Annotated in this window: 20 protein-coding genes; 5 read left to right on the forward strand and 15 right to left on the reverse strand. The window is 75.1% G+C overall.

Annotation, left to right across the window (positions count from 1 at the left end; translation table 11 throughout):
• Window positions 1-76 precede the first annotated feature (76 nt).
• A complete protein-coding gene (gene mptB / locus MTO91_RS17760) occupies window positions 77-1,690 on the forward strand; it encodes a polyprenol phosphomannose-dependent alpha 1,6 mannosyltransferase MptB (RefSeq protein ID WP_179762350.1) in 1,614 nt (537 codons plus the stop codon).
• Window positions 1,671-2,666 carry a phytoene/squalene synthase family protein gene (locus MTO91_RS17765; protein WP_476651969.1) on the forward strand — a complete coding sequence of 332 codons (996 nt, stop codon included), beginning with the start codon at window positions 1,671-1,673 and terminating at the stop codon, window positions 2,664-2,666. Before mptB ends, MTO91_RS17765 begins: the two co-directional genes overlap by 20 nt.
• Before the next feature lie 13 nt (window positions 2,667-2,679).
• On the opposite strand, the gene MTO91_RS17770 is transcribed toward MTO91_RS17765, so the two are convergent.
• On the reverse strand, window positions 2,680-3,033 hold the full coding sequence (locus MTO91_RS17770) for an Rv2175c family DNA-binding protein (protein WP_062396076.1): 354 nt from the start codon (window positions 3,031-3,033) through the stop codon (window positions 2,680-2,682).
• A gap of 121 nt (window positions 3,034-3,154) precedes the next feature.
• Between MTO91_RS17770 and pknB the strand changes: the two genes are divergently transcribed.
• Window positions 3,155-5,020: a Stk1 family PASTA domain-containing Ser/Thr kinase gene (gene pknB / locus MTO91_RS17775; RefSeq protein WP_357438912.1), complete on the forward strand. Its 1,866-nt coding sequence runs from the start codon at window positions 3,155-3,157 to the stop codon at window positions 5,018-5,020.
• A gap of 72 nt (window positions 5,021-5,092) precedes the next feature.
• Here pknB and MTO91_RS17780 read toward each other — a convergent pair whose 3' ends face one another.
• From MTO91_RS17780 to uriH, 3 genes are read right to left on the reverse strand one after another with little or no spacing between them, the layout of a single operon-like run.
• Window positions 5,093-5,956: a PfkB family carbohydrate kinase gene (locus MTO91_RS17780; protein ID WP_179762348.1), complete on the reverse strand. Its 864-nt coding sequence runs from the start codon at window positions 5,954-5,956 to the stop codon at window positions 5,093-5,095.
• On the reverse strand, window positions 5,953-7,377 hold the full coding sequence (gene uriT, locus MTO91_RS17785; RefSeq protein ID WP_179762347.1) for a uridine transporter UriT: 1,425 nt from the start codon (window positions 7,375-7,377) through the stop codon (window positions 5,953-5,955). Before uriT ends, MTO91_RS17780 begins: the two co-directional genes overlap by 4 nt.
• Window positions 7,374-8,378: a uridine-preferring nucleoside hydrolase UriH gene (gene uriH / locus MTO91_RS17790; protein ID WP_253069077.1), complete on the reverse strand. Its 1,005-nt coding sequence runs from the start codon at window positions 8,376-8,378 to the stop codon at window positions 7,374-7,376. Before uriH ends, uriT begins: the two co-directional genes overlap by 4 nt.
• 119 nt (window positions 8,379-8,497) lie before the next feature.
• Here uriH and MTO91_RS17795 point away from each other — a divergent pair, with 119 nt between their 5' ends.
• Entirely contained in the window at window positions 8,498-9,514 is a 1,017-nt protein-coding gene (locus MTO91_RS17795) for a LacI family DNA-binding transcriptional regulator (RefSeq protein WP_476651973.1), read from the forward strand.
• Between the two features lie 50 nt (window positions 9,515-9,564).
• Here the strand turns inward: MTO91_RS17795 and MTO91_RS17800 are convergent, their stop codons facing one another.
• From MTO91_RS17800 to MTO91_RS17820, 5 genes are all read right to left on the reverse strand, one after another.
• Window positions 9,565-10,968, reverse strand: coding sequence for a class II 3-deoxy-7-phosphoheptulonate synthase (locus MTO91_RS17800; protein ID WP_405416341.1), 1,404 nt, complete (start codon window positions 10,966-10,968; stop codon window positions 9,565-9,567).
• 28 nt (window positions 10,969-10,996) lie between these two features.
• Window positions 10,997-11,497 carry a polyadenylate-specific 3'-exoribonuclease AS gene (locus MTO91_RS17805; protein WP_476651974.1) on the reverse strand — a complete coding sequence of 167 codons (501 nt, stop codon included), beginning with the start codon at window positions 11,495-11,497 and terminating at the stop codon, window positions 10,997-10,999.
• 87 nt (window positions 11,498-11,584) lie between these two features.
• Window positions 11,585-11,941 carry a HepT-like ribonuclease domain-containing protein gene (locus tag MTO91_RS17810; protein ID WP_345652295.1) on the reverse strand — a complete coding sequence of 119 codons (357 nt, stop codon included), beginning with the start codon at window positions 11,939-11,941 and terminating at the stop codon, window positions 11,585-11,587.
• A gap of 24 nt (window positions 11,942-11,965) precedes the next feature.
• Complete coding sequence (locus MTO91_RS17815) at window positions 11,966-12,277, reverse strand: nucleotidyltransferase family protein (RefSeq protein WP_476651975.1); 312 nt, start codon at window positions 12,275-12,277, stop codon at window positions 11,966-11,968.
• Between the two features lie 431 nt (window positions 12,278-12,708).
• Window positions 12,709-13,464, reverse strand: coding sequence for a lysophospholipid acyltransferase family protein (locus tag MTO91_RS17820; RefSeq protein WP_062396084.1), 756 nt, complete (start codon window positions 13,462-13,464; stop codon window positions 12,709-12,711).
• A gap of 187 nt (window positions 13,465-13,651) precedes the next feature.
• On the opposite strand from MTO91_RS17820, the gene MTO91_RS17825 reads away from it, so the two are divergent.
• Entirely contained in the window at window positions 13,652-14,149 is a 498-nt protein-coding gene (locus tag MTO91_RS17825; protein WP_405416338.1) for a DUF308 domain-containing protein, read from the forward strand.
• Between the two features lie 5 nt (window positions 14,150-14,154).
• Here MTO91_RS17825 and MTO91_RS17830 read toward each other — a convergent pair whose 3' ends face one another.
• Genes MTO91_RS17830 through MTO91_RS17855 form a run of 6 tightly spaced genes read right to left on the reverse strand, consistent with a single transcriptional unit; the run spans window position 14,155 to window position 18,477 of the window.
• Window positions 14,155-15,129, reverse strand: a complete 975-nt coding sequence (locus tag MTO91_RS17830) for an ROK family protein (protein WP_476654910.1) — start codon at window positions 15,127-15,129, stop codon at window positions 14,155-14,157.
• 8 nt (window positions 15,130-15,137) lie between these two features.
• Window positions 15,138-15,518: a hypothetical protein gene (locus tag MTO91_RS17835; protein WP_405416336.1), complete on the reverse strand. Its 381-nt coding sequence runs from the start codon at window positions 15,516-15,518 to the stop codon at window positions 15,138-15,140.
• On the reverse strand, window positions 15,515-16,762 hold the full coding sequence (locus MTO91_RS17840) for an ArsA family ATPase (RefSeq protein ID WP_405416334.1): 1,248 nt from the start codon (window positions 16,760-16,762) through the stop codon (window positions 15,515-15,517). Before MTO91_RS17840 ends, MTO91_RS17835 begins: the two co-directional genes overlap by 4 nt.
• Before the next feature lie 43 nt (window positions 16,763-16,805).
• On the reverse strand, window positions 16,806-17,243 hold the full coding sequence (locus MTO91_RS17845) for an SRPBCC family protein (protein WP_020623841.1): 438 nt from the start codon (window positions 17,241-17,243) through the stop codon (window positions 16,806-16,808).
• 20 nt (window positions 17,244-17,263) lie between these two features.
• Window positions 17,264-18,058 (reverse strand): metallophosphoesterase family protein, encoded by a 795-nt coding sequence (locus tag MTO91_RS17850; RefSeq protein ID WP_405416332.1) that lies wholly within the window; start codon window positions 18,056-18,058, stop codon window positions 17,264-17,266.
• A 2-nt stretch (window positions 18,059-18,060) separates the two neighbouring features.
• Window positions 18,061-18,477 carry a hypothetical protein gene (locus MTO91_RS17855; protein WP_062396088.1) on the reverse strand — a complete coding sequence of 139 codons (417 nt, stop codon included), beginning with the start codon at window positions 18,475-18,477 and terminating at the stop codon, window positions 18,061-18,063.
• Window positions 18,478-18,644 lie beyond the last annotated feature (167 nt).

The raw sequence follows: 18,644 nt of genomic DNA on the forward strand, positions 1-18,644 counted from the left end.
ACGGGGCACTGAGGGCGGGTGCCGGGGGGCGTGGAATCATGCTCCCGACGATGCCCGACCAGCACACACGGACACGATGACGGCTCAGCCCTCGCCCCCGCTCCCCCGCCCGGCGGCACCCGAGACGGTGACGCCGGACCCCGGCGCGGGCGCGGTCGTGCCCCCGCCGCCCGCACCGGAGCCCGCGGGCCCCGGCCTGGTCGAGCGGCTCGGCTCGCCGCCGCGGGGTGTCCTGCTGCTGGGGCTGGCCGGGACCGTGCTGATGTTCCTCGGCTCGTTCGGCGGCGGCGGGATCCCGATGCGGGACCCGGTGATCGGCAACTCGGCGCTGTCGTTCTGGCGCTACGGCCACGGCGCGATGCTCGCGACGATCGTGATCTACGTCGGCCTGGTGCTGATGGTGTGGGCGTGGGTGCGGCTGGGCCGCGCCGTGCTCGCCCGGCGCGCCGGTGGCCGCGCGGTGCTGACGACGGCGGCGGTGTGGATGCTGCCGATGCTCGTCACGGCGCCGTTGTTCACCCGCGACCCCTACAGCTACCTCGCCCAGGGCGCGCTGCCGCTGGCCGGGTACGACCCGTACGTCGTCGGGCCGGACACCATGGGCGGGATCTTCACCGACAACGTCCACTTCTTCTGGCAGGACACCCCCGCCCCCTACGGCCCGCTGTTCATCCTGCTCGCGCAGGGCGTGGTCCTGCTGGTCGGCCAGAACGTGCTGCTCGGCGTCGTGCTGATGCGGCTGACCCTGGTCACCGGGCTGCTGCTGCTCGTGGCGGTGCTGCCCGCGCTGACCAGGCGCCTCGGCGGGCGTCCCGCGGTCGCGCTGTGGCTGGCCGTGGCGAACCCGGTGATGGTCGTGCACATGGTCGGCGGGGTGCACAACGACCTGCTGGTCGTCGGCCTGCTGCCGCTGGCGGCGCTGCTGGCGCTGCGGCAGCGGTTCGTGTGGGCGATCGTCGTCGCGTCGCTGGCCATGGCGGTGAAGGCCTCGGCCGGGATCGTGCTGCCGTTCCTGGTGCTGGTGTGGGCCGCGACGCTGTCCGGCGGGTTCTGGTCGCGGCTGGTCCGGGCCGGGGTGCCGTCGGTGGCCGTGTTCGGCGTCGTGTTCGGCGGGGCCACCTGGCTCACCGGTCTCGGGCTGGGCTGGCTGCCCGCGCTCAGCGCCCCGTCGATGATCGTGAACTGGCTGTCGGTGCCGACCGCCGTCGGTCAGGCGACGGCGAGCGTGGCCGGGATGTTCGCCGGCGAGGTGAACACCCAGGCGTTCGTGGACACGTTCCGGTTCATCGGCGCGCTGGTGATGGGCCTGCTGATCGCCCTGCTGTGGTGGCGCGGCCGCGACGACCCGCGGGCCGCGGTGCGCAATGCCGCGATCGCCCTCGCGCTGGCCGCCGTGCTCTCCCCCACCACCCTGCCGTGGTACCTGAGCTGGGGGTTCTGCCTGCTCGCGATGACCCCGTGGAGCGCGCGCGGACTGCAGTGGGTGGTCGCCGGCTCGATCTGGCTGATGATCGTGTACTTCCCCGACGGCGAGACCGCCCTCTACGTGCCGCACTACCTGCTGGTGTGTGCCCTGGCCGGTGTACTGGCCGCGGCGTCGCTGCTCCGCCCGGACCCGCTGGGGCTGCGCCGGGGCGCCCCGGAGGCACCGTCGACCGCGCCCACCACCGATGCGGGCGTCCGCGGCTGAGCGGGCCGGGCGCGTCGAGCTCGACGCCGCCGGCCTGACCGACCCGCAGCTACGGGCCGCCTACGCGGCCTGCCGCGCGCTGCACGCCGAGCACGGGCGCACCTACTTCCTGGCGACCCGGCTGCTGCCCCCGGCGCGACGGGTCGACATCCACGCCCTCTACGGCTTCGCCCGCTTCGCCGACGAGATCGTCGACGACCCCGACGGCGCGGGCGGCGGGGACCCGCACACCCGGCTCGACGCGCTCGACGCCGAGCTGGCGGCCGCGCTGGCGGGCGCCCCGCTGCCCGGCAGCAGGCCCGAGGTGCTCGCCGTCGCCGAGACCGCGCGCCGCCACGACCTCGACGCGTCGCTGTTCCGGGACTTCATGGTCTCGATGCGGATGGACCTCACCGTCACCGGCTACGCCACCGACGACGAGCTGGCCGTCTACGTGCACGGCTCGGCCGCCGTGATCGGGCTGCAGACGCTGCCGGTGCTCGGGACGGTCGTCCCGCGGGCGGAGGCCGAGCCGCACGCCGCGCTGCTGGGCGTGGCGTTCCAGATCACGAACTTCCTGCGCGACGTCGGCGAGGACCTCGACCGCGGCCGGGTGTACCTGCCCGCCGACGAACTCGCCGCGTTCGGCGTCGACCGGGAGCTGCTGGCCTGGAGCCGGCGCACCGGGCGCCCGGACCCGCGGATCCGCCGCGCCCTGGCCCACCTGGTCGCCCGGACCCGGGCCACCTACCGGCGGGCCGACCCCGGGATCCCCATGCTGGAGCCGGTGTCGCGGGCCTGCGTCGGCGCCGCCCGGGTGCTGTACGCGGAGATCCTCGACGAGATCGCCGACGCCGGCTACGACGTGCTGACCCACCGGGTCGCGGTGCCGAACCGGCGCCGGGCCGCCGTCGCGCTGCCCCGGCTCGGCCGGGCGCTGGCCGCCCGCGGGACCGAGCTGGCGCGCGAACGCGCCGGGCGTCCGTCCCGCGGGTGAGCCGGCGGAACCCTCAGAAGGCCATGGCCTGGGCGCGGCGCTTGATCTCCTTGTGCCGGCCCGCGCGCAGCGCGGTGATCGGAGCACCGGAGAGCGACTCCTCCTCGGTGAACAGCCAGCTCAGGATGGCGTCGTCGTCGTAGCCGCCGTCGCGGAGGACGACGATCGTGCCCGGCAACCCGCGCACGACACCGTCGTCGTCGAGCAGCGCGGTCGGGACGACGACGTCGTGCCCGTTCTTGAACGACAGGAGCTGACCGTCGCGGACGAGCTGGTGGACCCGGGAGACGGGGATCGACAGGCGGTCGGCCACCTCGGCGACGCTCAGCGTCTCCTCGGTGACCGCGGCGGGGAGGGACTCGTTCACAGCCGGACACTGTCCCACACCGTCCCGGACGGCGCCGACGCCCACCGGACCGGCCCGCCCGCGGCCCCGACGCCGACCACCTGCGCGACCGCCGGGATCGCCCCCGGTAGCCTCACCCGCGATGAGCTCACCGTCCGGTCCGGCCGACCCCGGCATCCCGGGTGGGGCCGGGCGGCTCGCCGCCGACGGCCCCGGCGAGGTGCTGCTCGACGGCCGTTACCGGGTCGGCCCGGTGCTGGCCCGCGGCGGCATGTCGACGGTGCACCACGGCACCGACACCCGTCTCGAACGCGCCGTCGCGATCAAGGTGATGGACCCGCGGATGGCCGGGGACCACGCCTTCCGTACCCGGTTCGACCGGGAGGCGCGGCTGGCCGCCCGGATCGACCACCCGTGCGTCGTCGCCGTCTACGACCGGGGCACCGTCCCCGCGGGCCCGCTGGGCGAGGCCAGCCTGTTCGTCGTCATGGAGCTGGTCGACGGCGGCACCCTGCGCGACGTGCTGCGCGCCCGCGGGGCGCTCGGGCTCCCGGCCGCGGTGCGGGTGCTCGAACCGGTCCTCGCCGGCCTGGCCCGCGCGCACCGGCTCGGCATGGTGCACCGCGACGTGAAGCCGGAGAACGTACTGATCTCCTCCGGCGGCGAGGTGAAGGTGGCCGACTTCGGCCTGCTCACCGCGGCCGCCGAGGCCGGGGTCAGCCACGCCGGGATGATCCTCGGGACGATGGCCTACCTCTCCCCCGAGCAGGTCGTGTCCGGCCGCGCCGACGGCCGCAGCGACGTCTACGCCGCCGGGGTCGTGCTCTACGAGATGCTGACCGGGCAGCCGCCCTACACCGCCGACAACCCGCTGTCGGTGGCCTACCGCCACGTGAACGAGGACGTGCCGCCACCGTCGGCGCTGGTCCCGGGGCTGCCGCCGGCCGTGGACGCCCTCGTCGCCCGGGCAACCTCGCGGGACCCCGAGCAGCGCCCGGTCGACGCGGAGCACTTCCGCCGCGAGCTGCTGGACACGGCCGACCGGCTGGGCCTGCCCCGGACCGCGACGCCGCGCCCGCCCGGCCCGCCCCCGCCCGACGACGGCGCCACCCTCCCCGCGGGCCCCCTGCGCCACCGGCCGCTCGACGCCGCCGCGCCGGGCCCCGGCGGCACCCGGGTGCAGTCGCGGGCCCGCGGCGCGCACGGCACCGCCGTCACCCCCGCCGGGCAGCCGGAGCCGATGACCCGCGAGGAGCTGGCCGGGCGCCGCCGTCGCGGCCGCCGGGTGTTCGCGCTGTGGATGGTGCTGCTCCTGCTGCTGGCCGCGCTGGCCGGGACGGGCGCCTGGTGGCTCGGGTCGGGCCGCTGGACCACGATGCCCGCGGTCACCGGCCTGGACCGCGAGCGGGCGACCGCACTCGTCGCCGAGTCCGACCTGACGCCCACGGTCACCGAACGGGCCGACGACGACGTGGCGCCCGACCTCGTCGCGCAGGTGGACCCGGCCCCGGAGACCCGGGTGCTGCGCGGGACCACGGTCACCCTGGTGGTGTCCACCGGCCGTCCCGCGGTGCCCGACGTGCCCGCGGGCAGCGCCGTGGACACCGCGGAGGACGCCGTGCGCCGCGCCGGGCTGACCCCGGTGCGCTCGACGAGCGCCGAGGAGTTCAGCACCGAGGTCCCCGCCGGTGCGGTGATCCGCACCGACCCGCCCGCCGGGACCCGGCTCGCCGGTGGTGCCGCGGTCACCCTGGTGACCAGCCGGGGCGCCGAGCCGGCACCGCCGCCCCCGGCACCGACCGCCGAGCCCGCGGCGCCCACCTCCGTGCCGTTCGTGATCGGCATGCGGGCCGACGAGGCGGAGGCGCTGCTGCGTCAGGACGGCTTCGAGGTCGACATCGAGCGCAGCTTCCCCTTCGGTCGCCGCGACGGCCGCGTCGTCGGTCAGGACCCGGGGTCGGGCGGCGACGCCGAGCCCGGCGACACGATCACCCTGACCGTGCTCTGAGCCCGCGTCATGGGTCGGAGCCGGAGCCCCGGCCGGATGGCGGTCCGGCCGGGACACCGGCGTTCGAGGGGCCTACAGCCCGAAGCGGGTGCGCTCGGCGTCGCCGATCGCGGGCAGCTGCGCCCCGGCGACGGTGACCGCGAGGGCACCGGCGCGCACGGCGTAACGCGCCGCGTCCGGCAGGTCGTCCCCCGCGGCGAGCCGCACGGCGACGGCCGCCAGGAACGCGTCGCCCGACCCGGTGGTGTCCACCACATCGGCCCGCATCGCATCCACTGTGGACACAGTAGCCGCTCCCTTGTCGTGCACCTCGCAGCCCGCGGCCCCGCGTGTCACGACCGACCGGGGAACCGGGTGCTCGCCCAGCAGCGCGGCCTCGTGCTCGTTGACCACGAGCACGTCGGTGGCGGCGAGCAGCTCGGCGGGCACCGGGGCGTAGGGCGAGAGGTTCAGCACCACCGTGGTCCCGGCGGCGCGGGCGGCCCGGGCGGCGGTCAGCACCGTCGGGACACCGATCTCCAGGCACAGGGTCAGCACCGCGACGTCGTCGAAGGCGGGCAGGTCTCCCGGCTCCAGGGCGGCGTTGGCGCCGGGCGAGACGACGATCGTGTTGTCGCCCGCGGCGTCGACGGTGATGACCGCGGTGCCGGTGGCCGTGCCGGTCCGCACCACGACCCGGTCGACGTCGGCACCGGCGGCGGCGACGGCGTCACGGACGGTCCGACCGTGGTCGTCGTCGCCGACCGCGCCGACCATGCCCACGCCGACCCCCGCGGCGGCCCCGAGCCGGGCGGCGGCGACGGCCTGGTTGGCACCCTTGCCGCCGGGGCCCACGGTCAGGTCCGACCCGGCCACGGTCTCCCCCGGCCCCGGGAAGCGCTCGGTGCGCACCACCAGGTCGGCGTTGAGCGAGCCGACGACCAGCACCCGGCTCATCGGGCGTCCACCACGTCGTGCGCGGCGCCGGTCTCGGCGGCGGCCGGGCGCGGGATGAGCAGCGACAGCGCGAACGCTCCCGCGGTGCACGCGGCCCCGACCAGCATGCCCGCGGTGTAGCCGCCGACCCCGGTCTGCCCGGCCCCGCCGACGGCGACCTGCACCGCGGGCAGCACCACGAAGCTGATCCCGGCGCCGAGGTTGAACGCGCCGGCGTTGAGTCCGGGCAGCATGCCGGGCCGGTCGGCGGGCGAGAGCAGCACGCCCAGGCCGTTGAGCATGATGTTGGCGATGCCGGCGTAGGTGACGCCGAGCAGCAGCGTCGCGACGACCAGCACCGCGAACGAGTGCACGCCCACGACCGCCAGCAGCGCGGTGGCGACGACGCTGCCGGCCAGCCCGACCCGCAGCACGGTGCGGTAGCCGAGCACCGGGGCCAGGCGACCGGCGAACGGCCCGACCAGCCAGCCGATCAGCGCGTAGGGGGCGAGCAGCGCGAGCGCGGTGAGGTCCGCACCGAGCCCGAACCCGGCCGCCGGGTTCTGCGCGATCGAGGCGACCAGACCGTTGACCACGGCGAACACGCCGGTCATGGTCAGCAGCGTGGTGCCGAGCGTGGCCCAGGTGGCGCGCCGGCGCAGGTCCTCGGGCGCGACGAGCGGCTGCGCGGTGCGGCCCTGCAGCCGCCAGAACACCACCGCAGCGACAACGGCGAGCAGCGCGTACCCGGCGACCCGGCCCCAGCGCGCGTCGGACAGCGCGGCGGCCTCGTCGAAGGCCAGCAGCAGCGCGCCGACCGCGGCGACGAGCGGGACGACCCCGCGCCAGTCCATCCGGGCGCCCTGCGAGGGGCGGGACTCCACCCCCCACACGGCGACGAGCACCAGCGCGACGACGGTGACCGCGGCGATGACCCAGAAGATCGAGCGGAAGCCGTGGTGGGTGGCCAGCCAGCCGCCGAGCAGCGCGTCGAGACCGGCCACGCCGCCGTTCACGGCGGTGATCAGGCCGAGCACGATCCCGTAGCGGCGCGGGTCGGCGATCTCGCTGCGCAGCATGAGCAGGCAGACCGGGACGACCGGCCCGGTGATGCCCTGCAGGGCCCGGCCGGTGAACAGCATCGGCACGCTGACGGCGAGGGCGGCGACGACGCTGCCGACCAGCATGACCGCGAGCATCACCAGCAGCACCCGCCGGCGCCCCGCGATGTCGGACAGCCGCGGCAGGAACAGCGAGAACATCGCCGCGAGGGTGAAGAACATCGTCTGGGACAGGCCGACGGTGGCGTCGTCGGTGCCCAGCTCGCGGGCCATGGTGACCAGTGCGGGGCTGAGCATCGAGGCGTTGAGCTGGAAGGCCACGCAGGCGGCCAGCACCGCCACGACGAGCGTGACGACCGGGCGGCGGTCGGGGGTGGTCATGCGATCTGCTCCGTTGCAGCGAGGGCGGCGGCGTCGGCGGGGACGGTCGCGGCCGGGGTGGCGGGGTCGCCGATGGTGCGCAGCGCGTCCACGACGAGCTCCCAGAACCGGGTGTGGTCGAGCTCCAGCGCGGCGTGCGTGCGGCATCCCTGCGGGGCCGGTCCGCGCCGGTCGGCGACCGTCATCCCGGTGGTGTGCCGGCCCGCGGTCTCGACGACGATCGGCATCGGGAATGCCCGCACGATCGTCGGGTCGATGACGTGGGCGACGGCGCACGGGTCGTGCACCGGCGGGGCGTCGAAGCCCTGGACGTCGCGGTAGGTGGCGGCGAAGAAGTCCAGCAGCTCGTCGACGAAGCGCGCCGGGCCGGTCCCGACGGCGCGGATCGCGCGGCGCACCTCGGGACCGGCCAGCGCCTGGTGGGTCAGGTCGAGCCCGACCATGACCACCTCCCAGCCCGCCTCGAACACGATCGCGGCGGCCTCGGGGTCGATGGCGATGTTGAACTCGGCCACCGGGGTCCGGTTGCCGACGGCGACGCCGCCGCCCATCAGCACCACCCGCTTGACCCGGCCGACGATCTCGGGGGCGCGCCGGGCGGCGAGCGCGATGTTGGTCAGCCCGCCGGTGGGGACGAGGGTGACGGTGCCCGGCTCGTGGGCCAGCACGGTCTCCACGATGAGGTCCACGGCGTGGGTGTCCACCGCGGCGAACGCCGGCGCGGGCAGCTCCGGGCCGTCCAGGCCGGTCTCGCCGTGGATGTCGGCGGCGACAGCGATCTCCCGCAGCAGCGGGCGGTCGGCACCGGCCGCGAACGGCACGCCGGTGATCCCGGCCAGGGTCGCGACCGAGAGCGCGTTGCGGGTCACCTTGTCCAGCGTCTGGTTCCCGACGACCGTGGTGACGGCGAGCAGCTCGATCCGCGGGTCGCCGTGGGCGAGCAGCAGCGCGATCGCGTCGTCGTGGCCCGGATCGCAGTCCAGGACGATCTTCTCGGTCATCTCCGGTGTCCCACCTCGTCGTCGTGGTCGTCCGGGGCGCTCCGGACGTGTCGACTGTGACCTGTCAAGCGCATGACGTCAAGCGCTTGATGTGTGGCGCGTCCGGGTAGGCTCGCCGGATGGCAGGACCGGTGGGCCGGCGGGTGACCGCGGCGATGGTGGCCCGGCGGGCGGGGACGAGCGTGTCCACCGTGTCGCTGGTGGTGAACGGCAAGTCGCGCGGACGGGTGTCCGCGGTGATCACCGAGCGGGTCCGCGCCGCGGTCGAGGAGCTGGGCTACGTGGTCGACCACGCGGCGAGCTCGCTCGCCCGCGGGACCACCGACCTCGTCGTGCTGCTCGCCCCCGACCTCCCCAACCCCTACTTCGGGCGGGTCACCACCGGGATCCGGGAGGCGTTGGGCAGCAGGCACCAGCTGATGCTGTCGGTGATCGAGGGCGGCGAACAACCCGGCGCCGACGACGTCCGCCGGGTCGCGGCGTTCCGCCCGGCCGGACTGCTGGTGCACGCGCCGTCGCCGACGTTCCTCGACGACCTCGAACCGGGCGGCCCGCCACTGGTGCTGATGGACGCCCCCGGCTTCGAGGGCCGCGCGGCCACCGTGACCTTCGACCTGGAGCCGGGCGTGCGCGCGCTGGTCGCGCACCTCGCCGAGGCCGGGCACACGGTCCTCGCCTACCTGGAGGGCTCGACGCCCTCGGCCACCTTCACCGTGCGCCGTGAGCTGCTCGCCCGGGTCGCCGCCGAGCACGGCCTGCGGGTCCTCGACGACGGCACCCGGGCCGGGCTGACCCTCGACGCCGCCGCCGACGTCAGCACCGAGGCGCTGCCGCGCTGGCGGGCGGCCGGGGCCACCGCGGTCGTCGCGGCGGCGGACACGATGGCCTACGGCGTGCTGGCCGCCGCGCACCGGCTCGGGCTGGCCGTGCCGGGGGACATCGCCGTCGCGGGGTTCGACGACCTGCCGTACTCGCAGGTCACGGCGCCGTCGCTGACGAGTGTGGCGCTGCCGGCGGAGGAGCTCGGCCGGGCCGCGGCCCAGCGGCTGGCCGCCGTGCTCGCCGGGGACGGCGACGGCGCCGTCGCCCCCCTGCTGCCCTCGCGGCTCGCGGCCCGGGCCAGCACCGGGGCCTGAGACACACCACCGGGGCGGCTCCGGGTGGAGCCGCCCCGGGGACGGACGGGTCAGCCGCGCAGCATCTCCGCGACGAGGAACGCCAGCTCCAGGCTCTGCTGGGTGTTCAGCCGCGGGTCGCAGGCGGTCTCGTACCGGCCGGCGAGGTCGGTGTCGGAGATCCGCTGCGCACCGCCGAGGCACTCGGTGACGTCCTCGCCGGTGACCTCGACGTGGATGCCGCCGGGGTGCGTGCCGAGCGAGCGGTGCACCTCGAAGAAGCCCTGCACCTCGTCGACGATCCGGTCGAAGTGCCGGGTCTTGTAGCCGGTCGAGGCCTCGTGGGTGTTGCCGTGCATCGGGTCGCACTGCCAGATGACCTTGTGCCCGGAGGCGGTCACCTTCTCGACGATCGCCGGGAGCACGTCGCGGACCTTGTCGTTGCCCATCCGGGAGATCAGCGACAGCCGGCCCGGGCGGTTGTGCGGGTCGAGCCGCTCGACGTACTCGACGGCCTGGTCGGGCGTCGTCGTCGGGCCGATCTTCATGCCGATCGGGTTGGCCAGCAGCTCCGCGAAGGCGACGTGCGCGCCGTCGAGCTGACGGGTCCGCTCCCCGATCCAGAGGAAGTGCGTGGACAGGTCGTAGAGCTTCGGCGACTCCCCGCCGGTGGGGTCGCGCTCCAGGTCCAGGCGCAGCATCGCGCGCTCGTAGTCGAGCAGCAGCGCCTCGTGGCTGGCGTAGAACTCGACCTGGTGCAGGTTGTGGTCGCGCACCCCGCAGGCGTCCATGAAGCGGACCGCGCGGTCGATCTCGGCGGCGACGGCCTCGTAGCGCACGCCCGCGGCGGAGGTGCGGACGAAGTCCTTGTTCCAGTCGTGCACCTTGGACAGGTCGGCCAGCCCGGTCGCGGTCAGCCCGCGGACCAGGTTCATCGCCGCCGAGGCGTTCGCGTAGGCGCGCACCATCCGCGACGGGTCCGGGATGCGGCCCTGCGCGTCCGGGGCGAGCCCGTTGACGATGTCCCCGCGGTAGGACGGCAGCCCGCTCGCGTCGACCGGCGAGCTGCGCGGCTTGGCGTACTGACCGGCGATGCGGCCGACCTTGACCACCGGCATCGAGGCGCCGTAGGTCAGGACGACGGCCATCTGCAGCAGCGTGCGGATCGTCGCCCGGATGTGCGGCTCGGTGTTGTCGACGAAGGTCTCGGCGCAGTCGCCGCCCTGCAGCAGGAACGCCTCACCGTTCGCGACGTCGGCGAGCCGCGACTGCAGCCGGTCGACCTCCGGCGGCAGCACCACCGGCGGGACGGACTCCAGCACCTTCCGCACGTCGCCCACCTGCGACGGGTCGGGCCACTCGGGCTGCTGGGCGGCAGGGCGGGAGAGCGCGTCGTCCAGGGCGGAGCGCAGGTCCGCGGGCAGCGGCGGCAGCTCCGGGAGGACGTCGATGGGCGCGTCGACGGACCAGTTCACGCGGCCCAGCCTAGGCCGGGGCCGATCCCTACCGGGGCGCGGCCCCCGTCGCGAGGGTTTCGGCGATCACTTCCCAGCGCCGCAGGTTGTGCCGGGCGTCGGCGAGCGCGTCGTGCGCCTCGGCGGGCGGCGGGGGCAGCGCCGGGCGGCCCGCGTCCTCCCACCGCTGGCGCAGCTCGCGGGTGAAGCGCGGGATCGGCCGCGGCAGCGCGGGCATCGCACCCCACAGCTGGCACAGCGCCACGTGGTCGTAGGCGGCGATCCAGGCCCACAGCTCGACGTCGCCGGGGGCGCCGGTGCAGAAGTCGAGGATCTCGGAGCGCATCCGGGACCGCGACATCCAGGCCCGGTCGCTGGGCGAGGGCAGCTTGGGCAGCACGTTGGCCCGCACCCACTTGCCGGCCCGGTCCGGGTCGAACTCGGTGGACACGGCATAGAACTCGCGGCCGTCCTCGCCGACGATCCCGATCGACACCAGGTCGATCGTCGTGCCGTCCTCGATCAACTCGGTGTCGTAGAAGAAGCGCATTGCCGTCCTGGGCTCGGGTTCGGTCGTTGAGCTGTGCCGCCCGACGAGCGTACGTGCCTCTGCTGCCGTGATCGGGACCGCTCCGGGTCAGGCGTCCTCCGTTGTCTGAACCGCACGCAGCTGGACCGCCAGCGCCGGGACTTCCTGAGACGCAGCAGCCCAGAGGATTTCGAGATCGATCTCGAAGTACTCGTGCACGACACGATTGCGCATTCCCGCCAGTGCCCGCCACGGCAGGTGCGGATGAGCAGCAGCCAGCTCGGGGCTCACGCGTGCAGCAGCCTCACCGAGCACCTGGATCAGATGCGTCAAGACGATCTGCAGGTCCTCGTCGGCATCAAACCGCGCGCGGCCGCGCGCAACCCGGACCCGGATCTTCTCAGCGGCTTCCAACATGTCCGCGATCCGCTCCCGGTCACGTCGGACCAACAGGGATCCCTCCATCACGAGCGATCTTCGAGAAGACAGTCACACTGCCACCGCCTCGGCGAGAACCTGATCACGGATACGGCGTTTGAGACCGTTCACCGTGGCGACCTGTGTGAGAACCCCAAGTGAGTCCTCGACCGCGAGGGCGAAGGAAACCATGTCGACATAACCATGGCCGGGTTCCAGGTCGACCAGCAGGTCGAGATCACTGGTGGGTGTCGATTCGCCACGCGCGACGGAACCGAAGACACGGATGTTGTAAACACCATGACGGCGCCCGACGTCCACGATGTAGTCCCGACGTGCACTCACGTCGGCCAGCGTGACGGCCTGGTGGGTTCCGGCGGTCATCGCGCCTCCCATACGAAACAGTGCGGCGATCGTACTGCGCTCGCGCGATATCGGGACCGGCCGAGCCCGGGCATCGAGCTCATCCGTCGGACGACACCGGCAGCCGCCCCGCCGCCGAGTTGAAGAACCGGCACTGAGCTTCGCCACGGCTCGACGACCTTCGATCGTAGAGGAGGTCGTCCACCTACCGGATCGAAACGAGCATGCTCGACGCCCTTGTCGCAAGCCGGAAGCTCCACTGACCGGACAGGTGAGCGGGCCGCCGTCCGGCTCCGGCCGACTCGGTCGCCTGCTTCGCCTCCCGAGAGGTCACCGACCGCCGGATTCTGCCGGGCGACAGGTCGGTCCACCACGGGCTCTCACCGACAGAGGAGCCTTCGCCCAGCTCCACATCGGTGGGTCAGATCGCCGGGACGCACTTCCGGAGTCGATCAGGAGGCGCGGGAGTCGGGCACGTTCGCGTCCGGCCGCTGCGGGGCGGGACGCGACGGCGCGGGCGGTGGAGCACCGGCCGCGGCCTTCTCCTTGACAGACGCCGCGTAGAGGTCGACGTAGGTCTGTCCGGACAGCTCCATCAGCGAGTACATGATCTCGTCGGTCATGGAGCGCTCGATGAACCGGTCCCCGGCCATGCCCTCGTACCGGGAGAAGTCCAGCGGTTCGCCGATCACGATCTTCACCTTGCGCGGGCGCCACATCTTGGAGCCGATGGGGTTGACCTTGTCGGTGCCCACCATCGCGACCGGGATGACCGGCACCCCGGCCTCCAGGGCCATCCGGGCGACGCCGGTCTTGCCCTTGTAGAGCCGCCCGTCGGGCGAGCGGGTGCCCTCCGGGTAGATCCCGAGCAGCTTGCCCTCGTTCAGCAGCCGGACCGCGGTGTCCATCGCGGCGCGCGCCGCGGACCCACCGGAACGGTCCACCGGGACCTGCCCGACGCCGGTGAAGAACTGCTTCTTGAACCAGCCGCGGATCCCGGGCTCGGTGAAGTACTCGCGCTTGGCGAGGAAGGTCACCCGGCGCGGCAGCATCAACGGCAGGAAGAAGGAGTCGGCCACCGCGAGGTGGTTGCTGGCGAGGATCGCGCCGGCACCACCGGGCACGTTCTCGGCACCGCGCACCTCCGGCCGGCAGAACAGCCTCATCAACGGGCCGAGCAGCACGAACTTGGACCACCAGTACAGCACCCTGCGCTGCCTCCCTACCGACTTCGGCGACAGCCTACGGAGCGTCGACACCTCCTCACAACGGGGCGGTGGTCACCGGGGTCGGGCGGTCCCCGCGCAGCGCCCGCGCGGGCCCGTGGGCGGTGTCGGGCGGGACACGGGCCGTGACAGGATGGGAGCCGCCGCGAGCGGGGAGGGACGGACCGGTATGAGCTCCGCAGACCCCTCGCGTGACCGCGAGGACCGGCCCGACGACGACTTCGACGCGATCGTCGCCGCCTGGCGCGACGAGGGCTCGGTCCCGGACTGGCCCGCCGAGCCCGTGGAGCGCGCCGACCGCACGGACCGCGGCGACGCCGGTGACGCCGCGGGCGCGGCGGGCGGCGCCGACCGGCCCGCGCACCGGCCCGGCCCGGCCGCCCCGCACCCGGGCACCGGCACGGGTGCCGACCCGGACGACCACTACCACCCGCCGGAGCCGCCGCCGCTGCCGCGGCCGGGACCACCGGCCGTCGTGGGTGGCGGGCTGATCGCGGTGGGGCTGCTGCTGTGCATCGCGCCGGGGCTGATCGGCGTCGGCGGGACCTGGCCGCTGCCGCTGGGGCTGGTGCTCATCGCGGCCGGCCTGGGCTGGCTGCTGCTGCGGCTGTGGAGCCCCGACCCCGACGAGGGCCCCGACCCCTGGGACGACGGCTCGCGGCTGTAGCGCGCTCAGCGCCGGGCGCCGGACCGCAGGCTCTCGCGGGCCAGCGTCGCCGCGCCCACGACGGCGGCGGCCGCGCCGAGCTGCGCGGTCCGGATCCGGGCCAGCGGCCGGTTGCCCGCCCCGGTGAGGATGCGGGCGTAGTGCTCGCGGGCGGCGTCGAGGAACAGCGGCGCCGACGCCGACACCCCGCCCGCGATCACCACGAGGTCCGGGTCGAAGACGTCCGCGACGAGCGAGAGCCCCTCCCCCAGCCAGCGCCCCATGTCGTCGACGGCGGCGCGGGCGACCGGGTCCCCCTCGCGGGCGGCCGCGGCGACCCGCTTGCCGGTGACCCGCCCCGGGTCGACGGCGGCCTCGCGGGCCAGCCCGGACGGGCCCGGCACGTCGCCGCCCGAGAGCATCTCCAGCGCGGTGGCGCCGAGGGCGGTCCCGCTGCAGTAGCGCTCCCAGCAGCCGCGCTTGCCGCACGGGCAGGCCCGTCCGTCCGGGACGACCCGCAGGTGCCCCAGCTCGGGTGCGACGCCGTGCGCGCCGCGGAACAGCTCGCCGTCGAGCAGCAGGGCGCCACCGATCCCGGTGCCCAGCGCGATCACCAGCGCCACCGAGGCACCGGCCGCGGCGCCGCGGCGCCGCTCGGCGAGCGCGGCGGAGTTCGCGTCGTGCTCCACGACGACCGGGATCCCGCCGAGCCGGTCGCCGATCCGCTCGGCGACCGGGGCGTCGCGCCAGGACAGGTGCGGCGCGTAGCGGACCAGGCCCCGCGGGGCGTCGACGAACCCGGCGAGCGCGAGCCCGACGGCGGCGACGGTGTGCCTGCGCCGCAGCTCGTCGACGGCGCCGGCGATGGCCGCCTCCAGCGCGTCGTCGGTGCGCGGGGTCGGCGCGGAGACGGAGTCGAGGATCTCCCCCTCGGCGTCGACGACGCCCGCGCGCACGCTGGTGCCCCCGACGTCCACCCCGATGGTGCGGACGTCGGACATCCGGGGGCTCACGTCCGGTGCACCACGATCCGCTGCACGGAGCGTCCGCCGCCGTGCGGGCGGCGGGGCTCCTGGCGCGCGGGCGGGGCGGCCTCCTCCAGCACCGCGACGAGCACGGCGAGCAGCCCGCCGGCGTGGGCGGCGAGCCGGGTGACCAGCTCCGACCGCTCCCCCCGCACGACGGCGATCAGCGCGCACACCGGGCAGGCGGTGCAGGAGCCGGCGTCGCCGGGGCCGGGGTCGCTCCCGCCGGCCCGCAGCGAGTCCGACATCGTCTCGGTGGCCGCACGCAGCCGGTCGAGCAGCGCCACCGCGGTGACCCGCAGGTCCTCCGGAATGCCGCCGTGATCGCCGCAGTGGGTGCCGCCCCGCGCGTCACGGCCGCTCACGAGGTCATCCAGGTGCCCGGGTCGGGCACGAAGGAGATCACCAGGCGGGCGTCGGAGCCGCGGCCCTCCAGCCGGGCACCGGTGGCCTCGCAGCGGCGCAGGACCGACGGCAGCGAGACCACGCGCCGGGAGAACCCGATGCCGACGACCATGTCGTCGCCGACCCGGGCGAGGTCCAGCGGGGCGTCCTGGGCGCCGGGCAGCGCCACGTCGAGCTCGAACTCGGTGTCGGCCGAGACGCCGTGACCTGCGGTGCGGCGCAGCTCCATCAACGGCCGCGGCGGGGCGCCGTCGGCGGTGCCCGCGGGGTCGTCGTCGCCGTAGACCGACAGGGCCAGCTCGCGCAGCGCACCGACACCGGTCGGCTCGGCGGCGGTGTAGCGGACCGCGGTCACCGGCACGTCCGCACCGAGCTCGCCCAGCTCGGCGAGCACGGACTGCTGCTCGGTGGCGCGTTCGCGCAGCCAGCGCGCCGCGGGCCCGCGCAGCGACGGCGGCGGGCCGGGCATCACCCGGTTCGCCAGCAGCCCGTCGACCCGCAGCTCGTGCAGGGCGAGCGCGGTCAGGGTGCGGCGGGTCTCGGCCGCGACCACCCGCTCCGGGGTCAGCACCAGCCGGATCGAGGTGCGGGAGCGGTCGGCGAGCAGGCCGCGCAGCCCGCGCAGCTGCTCGGCCAGCACCCCGAGCGCGTCGATCGTGCGGTCCCAGCCCGCGCCGTCGGCCTTGGCCCCGGCCAGCCCGGCGACCAGGCCGCGCACCGCGCGGCGGTGCGCGGGGAACAGCCGCTCCAGGTAGCCCGACAGCGCCTCGGGCAGGGTGAGCAGCCGCAGCGTCTCCGCGGTCGGCCCGCAGTCGACGACGACGACGTCGAAGCGGCCCGATTCGGCGTAGCGCTGCACCTCGACCAGCGCGAGGAGGTCCTCGACGCCGGGCAGCACGGTCAGCTCGTCGGCGACGAGCTCGTCCACCCCGGCCCCGGCGAGCATCGTGCGCAGGTGCCCCTGCAGGTCGCCCCAGGCGCCCTCGAGCAGGTGCCGGGCCTCGATGTGGGCGCCCCACAGGTTCTCGGTGACCTCGGTGGGCTCGGCGCCCAGCTCGGCGTCCAGCGCGTCGCCGAGGGAGTGCGCCGGGTCGGTGGACACGACCAGCGCGGACCTGCCGGTCCCGGCCACGTGCGCGGCCGTCGCGGCGGCCAGGGTCGTCTTGCCGACCCCGCCCTTGCCGGTGAAGAGCACGACGCGCACAGCGCGGAGCCTAACGATCGCGTCCGGGTCGCCGCCGACCGGCTCAGCCCTTCTCGACGCGGCGCTTGAGGCCCTTCAGTGCGGCGTCGATGATCACTTTCTCCGCCTTGCGACGGAGCATCCCGATCATCGGGAAGTTGACCTCGACGCTGAGCTCGTAGGTGACGGTGGTGCCGCCGGCGTCGCCGACCAGCCGGTACGCGCCGTCCTGGGCGCGCTGGATGCCGCCCTTGACCAGCGTCCAGGACACCGAGCGGTCGTCGGCGGCCCAGTCGTAGTCGAGGGTGTAGGTGTCCTTGATGGCCCCGGCGTCCATCGCGAAGCGGACCTGGCGGGCGCGGCCGTCGGCACCGGCGTCGAGGATCTCGACGCTGGTGATCTGGTCGGTCCACTCGGGGTAGGACGCGAAGTCCGCGATCACCGCCATGACCCGCTCCGGCGGGGCGTCGATGTGGATCGAGGACGAGGTCGCGTCGGCCATGGCGGGAGGCTATCCGGTGGTCAGAACCGGAGCACGTAGGGCGTGCCGTGCGCGCGGAAGTGTCCGGCGTTGACGCACTCGGTGCGGCCGATCCGCGCGCGGCGGTGCAGCGGCTGGTGCACGTGCCCGAACAGGGCGTGCGACGGCTGCTCGGCCCGGATCCGCGCGGCCAGCGGCGCGCTGGCGATCTCGGCGCGGCGGGTGACGACGTCGTAGGTCAGGCCCGGGTGCGCCGGCGGGACGTGGGTGCACAGCACGTCGGCCGGGCCGAGCGCGTCCAGGCGCGCGGTCCAGTCCTCGTGGGTCACGAAGTGCGGCCGCCAGGGGCCGGTGCGGCGCGGGTCGATCCCGGGCGGGAGCGGCACCCCGCCGAGGAAGCCGAACCGGCGACCGCCGATCTCGACCACCCGTCCGTCGGCGCGGGTGACGCCGTCGGTGTCGGGCCAGGCGTCGGGGACGTCGACGTTGCCCGGGATCGCCCAGACCGGCACCCCGAGCCCGCCCAGGACCCCGAAGACCTCGGCGTACTGCGCGGCGACGGCCTCGGCGACGGCGGCGGCCGGGTCGGTGAACCGGGCCCAGGAGCGCTCCAGCAGGCCCAGCACCTGCGCGCGCGGCGCCCCGATCCGGCGCATCCGGCCGAACTCCGCGGCCACCCCGGGCCCGAGCAGCCGGGAGATGATCCCGTTGGTCGGGTCGCGGTAGTCGATGAACTCCAGCAGGTCGCCGAGCACCAGCACCCCGTCGGCGCCCTCGGCGGCGCGGGCGAGCGGGACGGTGGCGCCGTGGACGTCGGTGACGACGTGCAGCCGCACGCTCAGGCCGTCCGGTCCGGCCGGAACGCCGACGGCGCGACGCCCGCCGGGCGCCCGCCCTCCAGGCGCCGCTTGAGCGCGAAGGCGTGCGCCTTGAACGCGCGGTGCCGCCGGTCGGACTCCGCGCGCAGCCACCGGCGGCGCCGCAGCCGGCCACCGGGCGGCGGGCCGTCCGGGTCCGCGCGCAGGAAGAAGTGCAGGACGGTGCCGTCGCCCTCCGGCTCGCACCAGACCTCCATGGTCCCGACGAGCGCGCCGGTCACGGTCCAGCGCAGCCCGGCCGGTCCGCGGTCGTGCGCGACCTCGGGGCGCAGGTCGGGCCAGTACGACGGCCACCGGGCCGGGTCGGCGAACTCCGCCGCGACCCGCTCGCGGGGCACGGCCAGGAAGGTCTCGTCGATCACGTCGATCGCGGGCACCCGGTCAGCGTGCCACCCCGTGCGACGGCGCCGGTCACGGGTACCGTCGCGGCCCGGACCGGACCGGCGGCACCACCGACCGATCCGTTATGTCCGAATCGATGTACGTGGACCCTACTCTCCGGTAGGTTCTGCTCCGAGGTGTCGCCGCAGCCGTCGCGGCGACC

The sequence above is a fragment of the Pseudonocardia sp. 2-7 genome (assembly GCF_056341085.1).

What these genes read in the sequence shown, in the direction of transcription:
- MTO91_RS17780 (WP_179762348.1), bottom strand. Translation starts at nt 5,956, where the DNA reads ATGAGCCGGGTGCTGGTCGTCGGCTCGCTCAACGCCGACCTGGTGGTG.
- MTO91_RS17765 (WP_476651969.1), top strand. Translation starts at nt 1,671, where the DNA reads ATGCGGGCGTCCGCGGCTGAGCGGGCCGGGCGCGTCGAGCTCGACGCC.
- pknB (WP_357438912.1), top strand. Translation starts at nt 3,155, where the DNA reads ATGAGCTCACCGTCCGGTCCGGCCGACCCCGGCATCCCGGGTGGGGCC.
- MTO91_RS17830 (WP_476654910.1), bottom strand. Translation starts at nt 15,129, where the DNA reads ATGTCCGACGTCCGCACCATCGGGGTGGACGTCGGGGGCACCAGCGTG.
- MTO91_RS17795 (WP_476651973.1), top strand. Translation starts at nt 8,498, where the DNA reads ATGGCAGGACCGGTGGGCCGGCGGGTGACCGCGGCGATGGTGGCCCGG.
- uriH (WP_253069077.1), bottom strand. Translation starts at nt 8,378, where the DNA reads ATGACCGAGAAGATCGTCCTGGACTGCGATCCGGGCCACGACGACGCG.
- uriT (WP_179762347.1), bottom strand. Translation starts at nt 7,377, where the DNA reads ATGACCACCCCCGACCGCCGCCCGGTCGTCACGCTCGTCGTGGCGGTG.
- mptB (WP_179762350.1), top strand. Translation starts at nt 77, where the DNA reads ATGACGGCTCAGCCCTCGCCCCCGCTCCCCCGCCCGGCGGCACCCGAG.
- MTO91_RS17815 (WP_476651975.1), bottom strand. Translation starts at nt 12,277, where the DNA reads ATGACCGCCGGAACCCACCAGGCCGTCACGCTGGCCGACGTGAGTGCA.
- MTO91_RS17805 (WP_476651974.1), bottom strand. Translation starts at nt 11,497, where the DNA reads ATGCGCTTCTTCTACGACACCGAGTTGATCGAGGACGGCACGACGATC.
- MTO91_RS17810 (WP_345652295.1), bottom strand. Translation starts at nt 11,941, where the DNA reads ATGGAGGGATCCCTGTTGGTCCGACGTGACCGGGAGCGGATCGCGGAC.
- MTO91_RS17845 (WP_020623841.1), bottom strand. Translation starts at nt 17,243, where the DNA reads ATGGCCGACGCGACCTCGTCCTCGATCCACATCGACGCCCCGCCGGAG.
- MTO91_RS17825 (WP_405416338.1), top strand. Translation starts at nt 13,652, where the DNA reads ATGAGCTCCGCAGACCCCTCGCGTGACCGCGAGGACCGGCCCGACGAC.